General features: G+C 72.5%; 13 protein-coding genes. 11 read left to right on the top strand and 2 right to left on the bottom strand.

Translation table 11 applies throughout. The features are described from left to right. Nucleotides 1–430 precede the first annotated feature (430 nt). From BLR33_RS29425 to BLR33_RS29385, 10 genes are all read left to right on the top strand, one after another. Complete coding sequence (locus tag BLR33_RS29425) at nt 431–1,657, top strand: threonine synthase (RefSeq protein ID WP_093787684.1); 1,227 nt, start codon at nt 431–433, stop codon at nt 1,655–1,657. 70 nt (nt 1,658–1,727) lie between these two features. Next, the gene (locus tag BLR33_RS29420) at nt 1,728–3,266 is read left to right on the top strand and encodes an ABC transporter substrate-binding protein (protein WP_093787683.1); all 1,539 of its coding nucleotides are present in this window, start codon (nt 1,728–1,730) and stop codon (nt 3,264–3,266) included. Beyond that, nucleotides 3,209–4,222, top strand: a complete 1,014-nt coding sequence (locus tag BLR33_RS29415) for an ABC transporter permease (protein WP_176930597.1) — start codon at nt 3,209–3,211, stop codon at nt 4,220–4,222. Before BLR33_RS29420 ends, BLR33_RS29415 begins: the two co-directional genes overlap by 58 nt. Continuing rightward, nucleotides 4,219–5,124, top strand: coding sequence for an ABC transporter permease (locus tag BLR33_RS29410; protein ID WP_093787682.1), 906 nt, complete (start codon nt 4,219–4,221; stop codon nt 5,122–5,124). Before BLR33_RS29415 ends, BLR33_RS29410 begins: the two co-directional genes overlap by 4 nt. Next, nucleotides 5,117–5,920 (top strand): SDR family NAD(P)-dependent oxidoreductase, encoded by an 804-nt coding sequence (locus BLR33_RS29405; RefSeq protein WP_093787681.1) that lies wholly within the window; start codon nt 5,117–5,119, stop codon nt 5,918–5,920. The genes BLR33_RS29410 and BLR33_RS29405 overlap by 8 nt, the downstream gene beginning before the upstream one ends. After that, nucleotides 5,917–6,771 (top strand): polysaccharide deacetylase family protein, encoded by an 855-nt coding sequence (locus BLR33_RS29400; protein WP_176930595.1) that lies wholly within the window; start codon nt 5,917–5,919, stop codon nt 6,769–6,771. Before BLR33_RS29405 ends, BLR33_RS29400 begins: the two co-directional genes overlap by 4 nt. Continuing rightward, the gene (locus BLR33_RS36460; protein WP_107408936.1) at nt 6,768–7,760 is read left to right on the top strand and encodes an ABC transporter ATP-binding protein; all 993 of its coding nucleotides are present in this window, start codon (nt 6,768–6,770) and stop codon (nt 7,758–7,760) included. The genes BLR33_RS29400 and BLR33_RS36460 overlap by 4 nt, the downstream gene beginning before the upstream one ends. After that, nucleotides 7,757–8,740, top strand: coding sequence for an ABC transporter ATP-binding protein (locus BLR33_RS36455; RefSeq protein WP_107408935.1), 984 nt, complete (start codon nt 7,757–7,759; stop codon nt 8,738–8,740). The genes BLR33_RS36460 and BLR33_RS36455 overlap by 4 nt, the downstream gene beginning before the upstream one ends. Continuing rightward, nucleotides 8,737–10,053 carry a M20 family metallopeptidase gene (locus tag BLR33_RS29390; protein ID WP_176930593.1) on the top strand — a complete coding sequence of 439 codons (1,317 nt, stop codon included), beginning with the start codon at nt 8,737–8,739 and terminating at the stop codon, nt 10,051–10,053. The genes BLR33_RS36455 and BLR33_RS29390 overlap by 4 nt, the downstream gene beginning before the upstream one ends. Further along, on the top strand, nt 10,050–11,957 hold the full coding sequence (locus BLR33_RS29385) for a S9 family peptidase (RefSeq protein WP_093787678.1): 1,908 nt from the start codon (nt 10,050–10,052) through the stop codon (nt 11,955–11,957). Before BLR33_RS29390 ends, BLR33_RS29385 begins: the two co-directional genes overlap by 4 nt. A 195-nt stretch (nt 11,958–12,152) precedes the next feature. On the opposite strand, the gene BLR33_RS29380 is transcribed toward BLR33_RS29385, so the two are convergent. Beyond that, nucleotides 12,153–13,619 (bottom strand): aldehyde dehydrogenase, encoded by a 1,467-nt coding sequence (locus BLR33_RS29380; RefSeq protein WP_093787677.1) that lies wholly within the window; start codon nt 13,617–13,619, stop codon nt 12,153–12,155. Between the two features lie 236 nt (nt 13,620–13,855). Then, on the bottom strand, nt 13,856–14,737 hold the full coding sequence (locus BLR33_RS29375) for an SDR family NAD(P)-dependent oxidoreductase (protein ID WP_093787676.1): 882 nt from the start codon (nt 14,735–14,737) through the stop codon (nt 13,856–13,858). A 200-nt stretch (nt 14,738–14,937) separates the two neighbouring features. Between BLR33_RS29375 and BLR33_RS29370 the strand changes: the two genes are divergently transcribed. Beyond that, complete coding sequence (locus BLR33_RS29370; RefSeq protein WP_093787675.1) at nt 14,938–15,483, top strand: TetR/AcrR family transcriptional regulator; 546 nt, start codon at nt 14,938–14,940, stop codon at nt 15,481–15,483. Nucleotides 15,484–15,545: the final 62 nt, after the last annotated feature.

Below are 15,545 nucleotides of genomic sequence, written 5' to 3'. Positions count from 1 at the left end.
CAAGTGACGTCGCTATGAGGGCAGTCCGCCGACCGGCGGTCGGCCGCGCCCGACGCCCGAGCTGATCCGCCAGGGCAGGACGCCGACTGCTGAGGGACGCGCGCCTGCCGGTCCGGGTCGAGGTCGCACATGGCCGGAACCGCCCGTGCGCCACCGGTCGATGCGACCAGCCCGCGTCTCACCTGTCGGTACGCCGTACGGATCCGGTGGTCCGGCTCCACCCCTCGTCGCGCCGCGTCGGCGGACTTCAAGTGCCGCGAGGACAGCCCGAGTTGAGACCCGAGAGCATCAGGCGAGGGCCCTCGCCGGCCCCCGGATGCCGCGGCCGGGACCGGTCACCGTTGCCAATTCGAGTCTTGACGGCCCGGCGAATTTGGATCCAAAATTCAAATCCGCCGGCCGGTTCCGGTCACGCGCCCCAAGGAGACCCATGCTGAACTCAGCCCTGAGCCACCTCGTCTGCTCCCAGACCGGCACGCGCTACGACGCCGACGTGGTCCAGGGTGTGAGTGCCGCGGGGATGCCCCTCCTGGCCCGCTACGACCTCGAACGGGTCGCCGCCACGGTCACGCCGGCCGACATCGCGGCCCGGCCGCGCACGCTGTGGCGCTACCGCGAGGTCCTCCCCGTGCGCGACGAGGCCAACATCGTCTCCCTCGGCGAGGGCATGACCCCGCTGATACCGCTGCCCTCCTACGGCGCGGCGATCGGGGTCCCGCACCTGCTGATGAAGGACGAGGGGCTGATTCCCACCGGCACCTTCAAGGCCAGGGGCGCCGCGGTGGGCGTCTCCCGCGCCGCCGAACTCGGCGTCAAGGGCGTGGCGATGCCCACCAACGGCAACGCCGGGGCCGCCTGGGCCGCCTACGCGGCACGGGCGGGCATGCGGAGCCTGATCGCCATGCCGGTCGACGCGCCCGCGATCACCCGCGCCGAGTGCGTCGCCGCCGGAGCCGAGCTCTACCTCGTGGACGGCCTGATCGGCGACGCGGGAAAGCTGGTGAACGCCGCGGTCGCTGCCCGGGACGGCTACCAGGAGGTCTCCACCCTCAAGGAGCCCTACCGGCTGGAGGGCAAGAAGACGATGGGCTACGAGATCGCCGAGCAGCTCGGCTGGAGCCTGCCGGACGTCATCCTCTACCCGGCCGGTGGCGGGGTGGGCCTGATCGGCATCTACAAGGCGCTGCTGGAGATGCGCGAACTCGGATGGATCCAGGGCGACTTGCCGCGGCTCGTGGCCGTTCAGGCGGAGGGCTGCGCGCCGATCGTGCAGGCCTTCGAGTCCGGCGCGGAGGTCAGCGAACCCTTCGCAAACGCCCGCACGGTCGCCTTCGGCATCACCGTTCCCAAGGCCCTCGGCGACTTCCTCGTCCTGGAAGCGGTACGCGCCACCGAGGGTACGGCGATCGCCGTCAGCGACGCCGAACTGCTCGAGGAGCAACGGCAGCTCGCGCTGCGCGAAGGAACGTTCATCTGCCCGGAAGGCGCGGCCTGCATGGCCGCGGCCAAGCGGCTGCGGGAGTCGGGCTGGCTGCGGCCCGACGACCGGGCCGTGGTGCTCAACACCGGTATGGGCCTGAAGTACCCCGAGACCGTCAACGTCGACGTTCCGACCCTCAGCACGGATTCCCGCATCCCGCCGATATCGGTCGGCTGATCACCTCCACCCGTGTGCTTCGCGCGAGGACGCCGAAGCCCTTGGGGGGACGTCAAGGAGACGAACCCGTATGCGAACCTCCAGAAACCTGAGAATGGCCGCGCTGATCGCCACTGCCGCGGCGGCGCTCGCGGCCTGCTCCACGCCCCCGAGCGGCGGCACCGCGCCGAAGGCCGGGTCCGCCGGGACGTCGCTCACCGCGGACCTGGCCAGCTACCCGGCGAGCCTGGACCCGGGCCTGCAGTACGACACCGACTCCTACTCGGTCTACCGCAACATCTTCGACCAGCTCCTGCGCCGCGACCCGAAGACCAACAAGATCGTGCCGGGGCTGGCCACCTCCTGGACCCAGAAGGACCCGAAGACCTGGGTCTTCACGCTGCGCAGCGGCGTGAAGTTCAGCGACGGCACGCCGCTGACGGCCGCCGACGCCGCCTTCAGCATCCAGCGCATCCTCGACCCGAAGTTCGCAAGCCAGCAGAACGCCAACTTCTCCGCCGTCGCCTCGGCCACCGGGTCGGGGAACACGCTGACGATCACCACCAAGTACCCCTCGCCGACGCTGCTCAGCTACCTCACCACGCTGTCCGTCGTCCCCAAGGCGGACGTGCAGAAGGTCGGCAACGCCGCGTTCAACCTGCACCCGATCGGCTCCGGCCCCTACACCTTCGTCTCCTCCATACCCGGCTCGCAGGTCGTGCTCAAGCGCAACGACTCCTGGTGGGGCCCGAAGCCGCAGATCAAGCAGGTCACCTTCCGCGCGGTGCCCTCCGGCGCCAGCCGGGTCGCCGACCTGAAGTCCGGCAAGGCCGACATCGCCGACTCCATGACCCCCGACAGCGCCACCCAGCTCACCGGCTCCTCCGGCCTCAAGGTGCTCTCCGCGCCCACCGAGCGGGTCAGCTACCTCGCCTTCAACACCATCAAGGGCGGGGCGACCAATGACCCGAAGGTCCGCCAGGCGATCAGCATGGCGATCGACTACAAGTCCCTCATCACCAACCTCGAGCAGGGATACGCCAAGCCCGTCAACAGCGTCCTGACGCCGCTCGCCGAGGGCTACCCGACCGGCCTGCCGGGCTACACCTACGACCAGGCCAAGGCCAAGAGCCTGATCCAGCAGGCCGGCGCCAAGGGCAAGACCATCGTGATGGCCACCTCCCCGACGTACGACCCGCAGATCGTCCAGGCGATCCAGGCCGACATCCAGGACATCGGGCTGAAGGTCTCGATCCAGAACACCGACCAGGCGACCTACCTCAAGAAGGTGCAGAGCCCCACGCACGACTGGGGGTCCATCCGCTTCGGCCAGTGGTCCTGCTCGTGCCTGGACGCCGACGGCGTGGCCTACCCGCTCTTCCACACCGGGACGATCTGGAGCTCCTACAGCAACCCGCAGTTCGACGCCCTGGTCGACAAGGCCCGGCAGACCATCGCCCCGGCGACCCGCACCCAGCTCTACGCGCAGGCGTACGGGATCCTCAACAAGGACCTGCCCGGCATCGGACTGTTCCAGATCGACGCGATCTACGGCGCCAGCGCGAAGCTCGAATGGACCCCCGACGCCCAGCAGAGCTTCTTCGTCGCGGACATGAAGCTCGCCTCGTGAGGGCCGGCGCCGCGGCCGCGGTGTGCAGATACCTCGGAATCCGGTTGGGCCAAGCGCTCATCGCCCTCTTCGGGGTCACCACCGCGGTCTTCTTCGCACTGCGGCTGTCCGGCGATCCGGCACAGCTCCTCGCCCCCCAGGGCGCCAGCCAGGCGGACATCGCCGCGCTGCGCCACCAGTTGGGGCTCGACGCCCCGGTCTGGCGCCAGTACCTGGACTACCTCGGCAACCTGCTGCACGGCGACCTCGGCTACTCCTACGTGCAGCACGAGCCGGCCCTCACCCTGATCACCCAGCGGATCCCGTACACCGTCAACCTGGCGCTGGCCGCGCTGGTGCTCTCCGCGGTGCTCGGGGTCGGCGCGGGCATGGTCATGGCGCTGAACCGGGGTCGCTGGCCGGAGCGGGTGCTCACGCCGCTGGTGCTGGTCGGGCAGGCGATGCCGGCCTTCTGGACCGGCATCCTGCTCATCCTGGTCTTCTCGGTGACGTTCAACCTGCTGCCCTCGACCGGCTTCAACGGCTTCGACTCGCTGATCCTGCCGGCCGTGACGCTCGCCTCGCTGTCGGCCGCGACGATCGCCCGGATGACCCGCGGCGCCGTCCTGGAGCAACTCGACCGCGACTACATCAGGACGGCCCGCTCCAAGGGGGCGGGCACCGCGCGGCTGGTGACCCGCCACCTGGCCCGGAACATCTCCATCCCGATCCTGACCGTGCTGGCCCTGGAGGTCGCCAACCTGCTGGGCGGCTCGGTCGTCACCGAGCTGATCTTCGCCTGGCCGGGCATCGGCCAGCTCACCGTGCAGTCCGTCGACGGAAGGGACTTCCCGCTGATCCAGGCGATCGTGCTCCTCGCGGCGGTGGTCTACATCGCGGTCAACTTCGTCACCGACATCGCCTACGCGGTCCTGGATCCCCGCGTCACGACGACAGGGAAGGCGGCCGGCCCGTGAGGAACCACCGCACACTCGTTCCGGCGATCGTCATCGCCCTCTACGTGCTGGTGGCGCTCTGCGCCCCGCTGATCGCCCCCTTCGACCCCAACCACGCGGACCTGGCCGCCCGGCTCAGCGGCCCGTTCGCCACCACCCACGGCCACTTCCACCTGCTCGGCACGGACGGGCTGGGCCGCGACGTGCTCAGCCGGATCATCTACGGCTCGCGGGTCTCCCTCGCCGTCGCGGCGGCGACCGTCCTGGTCTCCGGGGCGTTCGGGGTCACGCTCGGCGTCGTCGCGGGCTGGCGGCGCGGCTGGCTCGCGGCGGTCATCATGCGGCTCGCCGACATCGCGCTGTCGGTGCCGTTCTTCCTGCTGGCCATCCTGGTGGTGGCCGTCCTCGGGCCGAGCCTGGTCAACGTGGTGATCTGCCTGTCCCTGGTGCGCTGGCCGCGCTACACCCGGATCGCCTACGCCAACGTGCTGGAGACCCGCGAACGCGGGTTCGTCCGGGGGGCGGTGGCCGTCGGCGCGCCCGGCCGGTGGATCGTGCTGCGGCACATCCTGCCGGAGGTGGCACCGCTCGCGGTCGTCGTCGGCACCCTCGAACTCGGCCTGATGGTGGTCTTCGAGGCGTCGCTGTCCTTCATCGGCCTGGGCGTGCAGCCCCCGACCGCCTCGTGGGGCTCGATGCTCTCCGACGGCCAGCAGTACGTCGCCTCCGCGTGGTGGCTGGCGACCTTCCCGGGCCTGGCCCTGTTCGGACTGGTGCTGACGGTGAACCTGCTGGGCGACGCGGTCCGCGACCGGCTCGACCCGCGCCGCCGGGTGCCGCGCCGGGTCCGCCGCCGCAGGCCCGGCCTCGGGGAGCCGGCGGCCGAACCCATCACGACCGCCCTGGAGGCCGATCATGCTTGACTACCGTGGAGAGCACGAGGGCACGCGGGTGGTGGTGACCGGCGCCGCCGGGGTGTTCGGCACCTGGATCGCCGAGGCGTTCGCCGCGGCCGGCGCCGACCTGCTGCTCACCGACGCGCGCCCCGGCCCGCTGGCGGCGCTCGCCGACCGGCTGGGGGCCCGGCACGTGGTCGCCGACCTGGCCGATCCGGACGGCCTGCGGGCGGCGGGGGCCGCCCTCGCCGACACCTGGACCTCCCCGGACGTCCTGGTCAACAACGCCGGCCTCTACTCCCGGACGCCGATCGCCGAGACCGGCCCCGAGCAGGTGCGGCGGATCCTCGACGTCAACGTCACCGCGCTGTTCGAACTGTCCCGCCAGGCCATCGCCTCGATGGTCTCCGCCGGGGTCGCCGGCCGCATCGTCAACATCAGTTCGGGCGCGGCCGTCCGGCCCGGCGCCGGCGGCTCGGTCTACGCCGCCAGCAAGGCGGCCGTGGAGTCCCTGACCCGCGGCATGGCCCTGGAGGTCGCCCGCTACGGCATCCGCGTCAACTCCGTCCAGCCCGGCTTCGCACCCGGCAGCGAGGTCAACCCCCTGTCCGGCGACCACATCGCGGGCATGCGGGCCCGCATCCCCCTCGGACGCACGTCGGGGCCGCGCGACGCGGCGGCGGCCGTGCTGTGGCTGGCGTCGGACGAGGCGTCCTTCGTCACCGGGACCACGCTGGCCGTCGACGGCGGCCGCACGGCCGGCGACTACACCCCGCCCCGCGCGGACGACATCCCCGCAGGAACGAACGGAGTGCGCAGGTGAGCAGTCCCTACCCCTGGCCGCAGGGCCGGCGAGCCGCCCTCTGCGTCACCTTCGACTTCGACGGCGAGTCCCCGCAACTGTGGCGGCAGCGCGACGAACCACCGCAGGACGTCGCCGAGTTGGAGCAGCGCCGCTACGGTCCCCGGCGCGGCGTCCAGCACGTCCTGGACACCCTCGACGCCGCGGGGATCCGCGCGACCTTCTTCGTGCCGGGCTGGATCGCGCACACCTACCGCTCCGCGGTGCAGGACGTGCACGACGCCGGCCATGAACTGGCGCTGCACGGCTGGCGCCACGAGCCGCCCGCCGCGCTCACCGCCGCCGAGCTGCGCGACAGCCTCACCCGCGCCTCCGACCTGCTGGGCGAGATCGCCGGCCGCCGCCCCGCCGGCTACCGCTCGCCGAGCTTCCGGATGGCACCGGCCGCCTTCGAGGTCCTCGCCGATCTCGGTGTGGTGTACGACAGTTCGCTGATGGGCGACGACCGGCCGTACCGGATCGGCGACCTCGTGGAGGTGCCCGTCGACTGGGCGACCGACGACGCCGTCTACTACCGGTACACCGGCGCCGAGAGCCGCCCGCCCGCCGGGGCCGACGCGCTGCACGCCGCGTGGAGCGCCGAGCTGGAGGGCGCGCGGGCCGCCGGCACCCTGGTCAACCTGACCATGCACCCCTGGCTGTCCGGCCGCCCGGCCCGGATACGCCGGCTCGCCGACCTGATCCACACCGCGCGGGCCTGCGGCGACGTGTGGATCGGGACCGTCGGCGAACTCGCCGCGCACCACCTGGCCCTGGGCACCGGCGTCCCGGTGACCGAGGTGCCCCTGGACACGATCGGCTGGCCGCAATGAACGACATGCTGCTCGACGTACGCGACCTGCGGGTCTCCTTCGGCCCCGGAAAGGACGCCGTCACCGGGCTCACGCTGCGGGCGCGGCGGGGGGAGACGGTCGCCCTCGTCGGCGAGTCCGGCTGCGGCAAGACGCTCAGCGCCCTCGCCCTGGCCGGCCTGCAACCCCGCGAAGCCGCCGTCAGCGGCTCCGCCGAACTCGGCGGCGTGCAGCTCCTGGGCCGCACCGAGCGCCAGCTGCGCAGGATCCGCGGCAACCTCGTCAGCATGGTCTTCCAGGACGCCTCGACCGCGCTCAACCCGCTGATGACCGTGGGCGCGCAGATCGAGGAGGTCATGGCGATCCACGGCACCCACGACCGCCGCGCGCGGCGCAAGCGGTCGGTGGAACTGCTGGCCGCGGTCGGCGTGCCGGACGCGGCGAACCGGGCCCGCAGCCATCCCCACCAGCTCTCCGGCGGCATGCGGCAGCGGGTGATGATCGCCATCGCGCTGGCCGGCTCACCCGACCTGGTGATCGCCGACGAACCGACCACCGCCCTCGACGTCACCGTCCAGGCCCAAGTGCTGGCGCTGCTGCGGGAGTCCACCCGCGACGCGGCGGTGCTGTTCATCACCCACGACATGGGGGTGGTCGCCGAGATCGCCGACCAGGTGGTGGTGATGTACGCGGGCACGGTGGTGGAGAGCGGCCCGATCGCCGAGGTGCTGGAGCGGCCGCACCACCCCTACACCGCCGCACTGCTGGCCTCGGTGCCGGACCCCGACGTGCCGCAGGCCGGCGAACTGCCCACCATTCCCGGGCGGGTCCCGCCACTCGGGGAGCGCGACGCGGGCTGCCCGTTCCGCGACCGCTGCCCCAAGAGCCAGGACCGCTGCCGCGAACGGCCGCCGCTGGGCCCCGTCGCCGGCGGCGAGTCCGCGGTCGCCTGCTGGTACCCGGAACACGGCGAGGGATCCTCGCGCACCGTTGAGGAGGCCACCCGATGACGACCACGCCCCTGGTCGAGGCACGCGGGCTCACCAAGCGCTACCCCGTCCGCACCCGGACCGGCAAGCGGATACTGACCGCCGTCGACGCGGTGGACATCGCCGTCGCCGCCGGGCAGATCGTCGCCGTCGTCGGCGAGTCCGGCTGCGGCAAGTCCACCACCGGACGGCTGCTGCTGGCCCTGGAACGCCCCAGCGAGGGCACCGTCACCCTCCAGGGCCGCGACCTCAACCGGCTCTCCGCGGCGGAACTGCGGCGCAGCCGCCGGGACATCCAGCCCATCTTCCAGGACCCATACGACTCGCTCAACGGGCGGATGCGGATCCGCCAGATCCTCTCCGAGCCCGCCCGGGTGCACGGCATCGACCCGGCGAAGGCCCGCTCGGTCCACGACCTGCTCGACCTGGTCAACCTCTCGCCGGACTACGCCGAGCGCTACCCGCACGAACTGTCCGGCGGCCAGCGCCAGCGCGTCGCCATCGCCCGTGCCATCGCGCTCGACCCCAAATTCGTCGTCTGCGACGAGGCCGTCTCCGCCCTGGACGTCTCCGTGCAGGCCCAGGTCGTGAACCTCCTGCGCCGCCTCCAGCGGGAACTGGGCCTGGCCTACCTCTTCATCAGCCACGACCTGGCACTGGTCCGCTACCTCGCCCACGAGACGGCCGTGATGTACCTGGGGAAGATCGTCGAACAGGGCCCCACCGAGACGCTGTTCACCGATCCCCGGCACCCCTACACCCAACTGCTGCTGGCCGCCGTGCCCCGGCCGCACCTCGGCAGCCGCCTCCGCAGGGCCGAAGCGGCGGTCGCTATGGGCGACCTGCCGAGCCCCCTCGACCGCCCGGCCGGCTGCGTGTTCTCCACGCGCTGCCCGCTCGCCGACGACCGCTGCCGCACCGAGGAGCCGGCCCTGCGGCCGGTCGGCAACGGAAGGACGGCGGCCTGCCACTACGCCGAGACCGCGGACGTGGCCGCGTGAGCGAAGAGGAGAACGGCACGGACCACGGCAAGGACAACGGCACTGACAAGGGGAACGAGGGCGTGAGCGGCAGCGGCGGCACGGATCAAGGCGGGCACAGCGGCAGCGGCCCGGTGGACGAGCAGTGGATCGCCTCGCTCGCCGCGGCGGCACGCGCCCGCGTCGAACCGCACAGTGCCGGGCTGCTGAAGCTCAGCCACGACATCCATGCCCGCCCCGAGTTGCGGTTCGCCGAGCACACCGCCGCCGATCTGCTGACGGCCGCCCTGCAACGCGAGGGCTTCGCCGTCGAGACCGGCGTCGGCGGGATGCCGACCGCCTTCCGCGCCACCCGCGTCTTCGGCGACGGCGGACCGGCACTCGCCGTGTTCTGCGAGTACGACGCGCTGCCCGGCCTGGGCCACGGCTGCGGGCACAACATCATCGCCGCCGCCGGCCTCGGCGCGGCCCTCGCCACCGCGGACCTGATGGCCGAACGCGGCCTCGCCGGGCGCCTGGTGGTCCTCGGCAGTCCGGGCGAGGAGGGCGGCGGCGGCAAGGTCGGGCTGATCGAGGCCGGTGCTCTCGACACCATCGACGCCGCGGTGATGACGCACCCGGCCGGATTCGACGCCGTCAGCCGCACCAACCTCGGGCGGCTGTCCCTCGAAGCGGTCTTCCACGGCCGCGCCTCGCACGCCGCAGCCGCGCCGGAGCTGGGCCGCAACGCCCTGGACGCGGCCACACTGCTGCTGGTCGCGATCGGTCTGCTGCGGCAACAGCTCAGCACCGACGCGCGCGTCCACGCCAAAGTCGCCGACGGCGGCCAGTCCATCAACATCATCCCGGAGCGGACCCGCGTCGAACTGTTCGCCCGCTCGGCCGACCACGGCTACCTGCGCGGGCGGCTCTACGAGGCGCTGCGGGACTGCGTGCAGGGCGCCGCGCTCGCCACCGGCACCACCGCCGAACTGACCGAACCGGCACCGGCCTACGACCCCGTGCTGGCCAACCCGGTGCTCGCCGACATGGCCGCCAAGACGTTCACCGCCCTCGGCCGCCCGATCGACCCGGCCACGGGCTGGGCGGGCCCGGCCGGTTCGACGGACATGGGCAACGTCAGCCGGATCGTCCCGGCCCTGCACCCCTACATCTGTGCCGCGCCCGGCGCCGCCCTCCACACCCGGGAGTTCGCGCAAGCCGCGGCCGAAGGCGGCGGCGATTTCGCGGTCCTCGACGGTGCCGCCCTGCTCGCCACCCTGCTCACCGCGTTGTTCACCCGGCCCGAGCTGGTCGCCGCAGCCCGCGGAGCCTTCGAGCAGGCGGCACGATGAGCGCCGCGGCCCCGCAGGACCTCACCTCGCTCCACCTGGCCGGCTCGCCCGCCATCCATCCGGACGGCGGACGGGTCGTGGCGTCCGTGCAGACCGTGGACCCCGCGACGCTCCGCTACCGGAGCCGGCTGTGGACCTTCGCCACCGGGCGCCCGCCCACCACGCTCACCGACGCCGGCCCCTGGTCGGACGTCCTGCCGGCGTTCTCCCCGGACGGCCGCCACCTCGCCTTCGTCAGCGACCGGGACGGCCCGCGCCGCGCCTGGCTGATGGAGGCGGACGGGACCGGAACGCCCTTGCCCGTGGACGGCATCGATGCCCGGGTGACCGAGATCCTGTGGCTCGACGCCGACCGGCTGCTGGTGGTCGCCGAGCGGCCCGCCCCGCACGCCGAGGGCGCTCCCGTGGTCATCGACTGGCTGGGCTACAAGTCCGACGGCGGGGGCGGACCCCTGGAGCCCACCGGCGAACTGTGGCTCGCCGGCCCGGACGGCACCGCGTCGCTGCTGCTCGCCTCCTCGGAGCGCCTGCGGTGCCCGGCCACCGACGGGCGGGACGTCTACTACGCGGCCTCACCGCGCCACAGCGACCTGCCCGAGCCGGGGTGCGAGGTGCGCCGGCTCCCGCTGGACGGCGGGCCGCAGCAGACGCTGTGGCGCTGCGCGTCGCCGGTGCGCGCACTGGCCGTGGACACCAAGGGCGCGGTGTTCGCCGTGGCCAGCAACGCGGCCGGGCAGAGCGTGACACCCCCGCGGGTATGGCTGGTGGCGGGCCCCGGGGTGGCCGAGCCGCACCTCGCGTTCCCCGACGCTGACCTGGAATGCGAGCGCGCCGTGCTGTCGGACTGCCGGCCGCGCAGCGCGCCGCGGCTGCTGGCCACCGCGGGCGAGGAGGTGCTGTTCGTGGCGACCGTCGGCGAGGAGGTCGCCCTGTTCTCCGCCCCGCCCAGCGGCGAACCGGCGCGCATCAGCCCGCCGGGCCTTTCCGTGACCGACTTCGACGCGGTCGCCGGCTCGGTCGCGCTCTGCCAGGAGTCGGCGGCACACCCGATCGAGCTGTATCTCGACGGCGCGCGCCTTTCCGCTCTCAACACCGCCTGGGTCGCCTCGGTCCGCCCGGTCGCCCCGGAGCCGGTCACCGTCGCGGCCTTCGACGGTCTGCCGCTGCACGGTCTGCTGTACCGCTCCGCGACGGGGGAGGGCCGGGTCCTCGTACGGGTGCACGGCGGTCCCCATCTCGCGTCCGGCAACAGCTTCGACCTGGAGACGCAGACACAGGTGGCCGCCGGCTACCACGTGCTGGTGCCCAACATCAGGGGAAGTGCCGGCCGTGGTGCCGCGTTCCGGGCGCTCAGCGTCGGTGAGTGGGGCCGGGCCGACCACCGCGACCTGCTGGCCTTCGCCGACTGGGCGGTGCACTGCGGGCTCGCCGACCCCGGGCAGCTCTACCTGGCCGGCGGCAGTTACGGCGGCTACCTGATCAACTGGACGCTCACCCGGACCGACCGGTTCCGGGCGGCCGTCTCGGAGCGCTCGGTGACCAACCTGCTGTCCAAGTACGGCACCTCCGACAACGGCTTCACCGTCAACCGCTACGAGTTCGGCGGCCTGGACCTCTTCGACGCCGGCGCCCGCGAACTCCTGGACCGGTCCCCGCTGCACCACGCGGCGCGGATCACCACCCCGCTGCTGCTGGTGCACGGCGAGCGGGACGAGCGCTGCCCGATCGAACAGTCCGAGCAACTGTTCACCGCCCTGCGGCGGTTGGGGCGGGACGTGGTCTTCGTGCGGCTGCCCGGCGAGTCCCACGGCTACAGCGCGTCCGGCCGCCCCGACCGCCGCATCGAGCGGATGCGGCTGATCATCGAGTGGCTCGACACCCACCGCGAACCGGACCGCCACTGAGCGACGGCAGCGTCGGGGTGCGCCGCGGGCGTGGGCGAGGCGATGGACCCGGACCCGGCCCCGCACACGGGCGGGTCGTGCCGCCTCCCCCGGCACCGCCGCTCATCGGCGGACCGAGCGGCAGCGGTTCCGGCTTGGGGCCGGGCGAGGAGCACACGCACCAGCGGCGGAAGCCACCCGGCAGCCGACGGTCGGCTACGGGTGCACCACCTGCCGGTTGCGGGTGATGGACTTGTGCTCGACGTAGCCGGTGAGACCGACCGCGCCGTACTCGCGGCCGATGCCGCTGGCCTTGTAGCCCCCGAAGGGACCGTCGAAGCTGATGGGCGAGCCGTTCACGGTGACGGTGCCGGTGCGCAGGCGGCGGGCGACCGCGAGGGCGCGCTCGGGGTTGCTGGTCCAGACGCCGCCGGACAGCCCGTACTCGGAGTCGTTGGCGATGCGGACCGCGTCGTCCTCGTCCTCGTAGGCGATGACGGCCAGGACCGGGCCGAAGATCTCCTCCTGGGCGATCCGCATCGAGTTGTCCACGTCGGCGAAGACGGTCGGAGTGACGTAGTTGCCCTTCTCCAGGCCCTCGGGGATCTGCGGACCGCCGGTGACGAGGCGGGCACCTTCCTGGAGGCCGGTGTTGATGTAGTCGATGACGCGCTGCTGCTGGTCGCGGCGGATCATCGGGCCGATGAAGGTGTCCGGCGCGGAGGGGTCGCCGACCTTGAGGGACTCCACCATGTCCTTGACCGCGGCCACCACTTCCCCGTAGCGGCTGCGCGGGGCGAGGATGCGGGTCTGCAAGATGCAGGCCTCGCCGTTGTTGCCGAGCGCGCCGAAACGCAGGCCCTGTACAGCCGCGTCCAGGTCGGCGTCGTCCAGGATCAGCGCGGCGGACTTGCCGCCCAGTTCGAGGCCGACGCGCTTGAGGTGGCTGCCGGCGATGGACGCTATCCGGCGGCCGGCGCGGGTCGATCCGGTGAACGAGATCTTGTCGACGTCCGGATGGGCCACGAGGTATTCGCTGGTCTCGCGGTCGGCGGGCAGGACGGACAGGACACCCTCCGGCAGCCCTGCCTCGTGCCACAGGTCGGCAAGGAGCATCATGCTGAGGGAGTTCTCGGGGGAGACTTTCAGGACGACGGTGTTGCCGGCGAGGAGGGCGGGAACCAGCTTGGCTGTCGCGGCGGAGAACGGCGAGTTCCACGGGATGACTGCCGCCACGACGCCGATCGCCTCGCGTCGCACGACGGTGTCGAACGCGACCGTGGGGTCGGACGGTTCGACGACCTCCTCCCACCCGAACTCCTCGGCCGCCTTCAGGTAAGCGGCGACCTGGCGGGTCAGGAAGGGCTGGCCGGCCTTGGTGAACCAGCCGGCGGAGCCGTTCTCGGCGGAGATGGCGGCGGCGACCTCGTCGGAGCGGGCGGCCCGCAACTCGTCGTAGCGGCGGACGATCGCCCGGCGCTCCTCGGGGGAGGTGTGCGGCCAGGGCCCCTGGTCGAAGGCCCGCCGGGCGGCGGCAACCGCCGCGTCGATGTCGGCGGGGGCCGCCTGGGCCGCGCTCCCCAGTAGGGACCCGTCATGCGGGGAGAGGATGTCGAGTTGGAGGCCGGGGTCACTGGGGCGGGTCCAGGTGCCGCCGATGTAGAGCTTGTCGCGGACAATCATGGTGTCGCGGTCCTTTCATGCGGATGAATCGGAAAACCAGGAGGCGCATCCCCACCGCGCCCGTAGGGGAGTGCCGGGGGATGTGGTCGGGGAAGAAGAAGGGGTACGTGTGCTGGATCGGCCGGTGCAGTCGCGGATCCGTGGGCGGCATGCCCAAGATCCGTCACTCGGTGCGCAGACGCGCGTCGCGCCGGGGCCGGGGTGCACGGGCGTGCCCTGGGCGGGCCGCCGGGGGCTCAGCTCGTGCTGGGACCGACCAGCCGTGCCACCTCGGTGTCGGCGAAGTCGCCGAGGCCGTCGAAGTCGGTGGACAGGCTGGTCTCGCGCCAGGCCGCGTCCTCGGCGGCGCGGGCCTCGCTGAGACGCGAGGCGAGCCAGACGGCGTCGGAGCCGAGCAGGAGGCGTACCGGTGGGGCCGGCTCGGAGGTGATGCGCAGGATCACCTCGGCCATTCTCGACGGGTCGCCGCGCATCACGTCCGGGTTGTCGCGGTAGGAGCGGACGAAGGCGCCGACCGTGCCCTCGTACTCCGGGCGGAGATCCGGCACCGCGATCGGGGCGGTCGCCCAGGGGGTGCGGATACCGCCCGGCTCGGCGAGCGTGACACGGATGCCGAGCGGGGCCACCTCGCGGGCGAGGATCTCGGTGAACCCGCCCACCGCCCACTTCGAGGACTGGTAGGCGCCAAGGCCGGGCTGGTTGCGGCGACCGCCGATCGTGGAGACGTTGACGATGCTGCCCGAGCGGCGCTCGCGCATCACGGGGAGCACGGCCCGCACGGTGTTCACCACGCCGAAGAAGTTCACCTCGACGTTGCGGCGGAACGCCTCCTCCGTCATGTCCTCGATCGATCCGACGTCACGGATGCCCGCGCTGTTCACGAGAACGTCCACAGCGCCGAACTCGGCGACCGCGCAGGCGACCGCGTCACGGGCCGCGGCCGGGTCGGTCACGTCCAAGGCCCGGGTCCGCAGCCGGCCGCGGTGCGCCGAGGGGGCGGTGACACCCTCCGGATCCAGATCGGTTGCCAGCACGTTGAAGCCGGCGGCGAGCGCTGCCGCGACGACGGAGCCGCCCAGCCCGCCGGCCGCGCCGGTCACGAGAAAAGTCCTGGTCATCGAATCCCTGCTTCATGTGTGCGGCATGCGCGACGCGCGGATCACCGAGGCGCGCAGCACCCCTGAGCCCCACAATTGCGACAACGCCGTAGGTTTCTCTCCTTGAAACACTACACCTATGTTGCAGATATTCCCGTACGGTCCCGCTCCATGAGGCAGGCGGCACCGTATCTGCGGCATCGAGCTAGGCTCTGAGGGCTATGAGAGCCGACGCCGCACGCAACCTGACCGCTGTCCTCCACGCGGGAGCACGGCTCCTGGCCGAGGACCCCGGCACATCGTTGGCGGCCATCGCCGCCGCCGCCGGGGTGGACCGCACCACCGTCCACCGGCGCTTCGCGAGCCGCGAAGCCCTGCTCAGCGGCGTCTTCCAGGCCAAGCTCGACTCGACCGAGCGGGTCCTGGACGAAGCCCGGCTCACCGAGGCACCGGTACCGGTCGCCCTGCACCGCTACCTCGAGGGGATCATCCCCGTCAGCCGTGAGTGGCCCCTCGACACCCGTCGCATGATGCAGAAAGATCCCCAGGCCCGTGCCCGCCGCCAAGAACAAGGCGCGCGCCTCGACGCTTTTCTGCGACGCGCCATCGAGGAAGGCCACCTCCGCGCCGACACGGACCCCGCCTGGGCCCGAGCCGTCCTCGACCGCCTGGTGGACAACGCGGCCCACCACTTCCCCGACCTCTCGCCGCCCCGCGCGGCCGACCTGATCGCCCGCACGCTCCTCCACGGCCTCGGCAGCCCCTGACGCTGACCCAGCCGAGGCACGCCCCTCTAACACCCGACGCCGGCCCGGCGGTGGAAGGCCGG

This window comes from Actinacidiphila guanduensis, from assembly GCF_900103985.1.
Taxonomy (GTDB): domain Bacteria; phylum Actinomycetota; class Actinomycetes; order Streptomycetales; family Streptomycetaceae; genus Actinacidiphila; species Actinacidiphila guanduensis.
The sequence above is the reverse complement of the archived record's forward strand: the minus strand, read 5'-3'. Positions and strand labels throughout refer to the sequence as shown.